Genomic DNA, 995 nt, shown 5'->3' with positions numbered 1-995 from the left:
ACCTCGCTGGTGGAGCAGGGTGACTGCAAAGTCGTTTAGGTGGTATTGAGGCCGGCGAGTTTGAGGGCGCGGTGCGGATAGTTGCGTGCGCCGCGGGTGGCTTTGGCGATGTTCGTTTCTCCTTCCAGGCGCAGGATGGTGATGGCGATGTTCCTCAGGGAGGCCATCACCCGGGGTGCGTTTCCCCGCCTTACCTGGCTCCTGTCCTCCCGCCAGGTAGCGTCGCGGCGCCAGTGCAGGCCGTTCTCAATTCCCCAGTGGCCGCGGATCAGGGACCCGATGAGCTCCGGTTTCCCTTGTGCCGGCGTCAGTGAAGTGACGATGTAGACGGTCTCAGTCGACCACTTTCGGGTCCCGAGTGGCCTGGACTTGCGGGTGATCTGTGCGGCCTGGGTGGCATGGGGGAAGTTGATGCCATCGGCCAGACTGACGCACTTGATGGTGCGTTCGATCTCGCGGCCATTGGCGCTCTCGCGGGTCTTGTTTCCGGCACGGACACGGTTCCATGGCAGGCCTCGCAGTTGATCATGAAGTTTGGGCTGGTTGGCCTTGACGGTAAAAACGAAGTGGGCTTCCCGGGAGTGCAGATAGTCGGCATGCTCGCGCTGCGTATGCATGGCGTCGGCGGATATGACAATGCCCTTCAGGTCTTTGATCCCTTCCAGCAGTGGCTTGAAATAGGTTATCTCGTTGTGCTTCTCAGACACGTTCTCCTGCACCAGCACGGCCCCTGTGGCCTGATCGATGCCGGAGAGCAGGTGGACCCGTGCGCCGCCGCCATTCTTCGCTCCACGGACTTCCTTCCCATCGATGGCGATCGTCGCCACGCCTGTCATTTCCGGGGCCCATGTCCCTGCCAGCCGGTCCAGGGCGTCAGCGTCCAGGCGTTGCAGGACCCGGGCGAGCGTGGTCGCGTGCGGGGCGCCGATGCCCAAGGCGGCGAGCTGGTCCCGGGCCGTGTCGGCCGCCCACTCGGCCATCTCCACCAGCGAGGC

1 protein-coding gene is annotated in these 995 nt (G+C 63.9%); it reads right to left on the bottom strand.

What is annotated here, in order from left to right; all coding sequences use genetic code 11:
• Positions 1-35 precede the first annotated feature (35 nt).
• The coding region (locus G6034_RS19390; protein WP_218064095.1) for an ISAs1 family transposase at positions 36-995 on the bottom strand (960 nt) is incomplete at its 5' end.

The organism is Arthrobacter wenxiniae (genome assembly GCF_013376105.1).
Classification (GTDB): domain Bacteria; phylum Actinomycetota; class Actinomycetes; order Actinomycetales; family Micrococcaceae; genus Specibacter; species Specibacter wenxiniae.
Note: the sequence above shows the minus strand (reverse complement) of the source record. Positions and strands in the feature narration are given on the sequence as shown.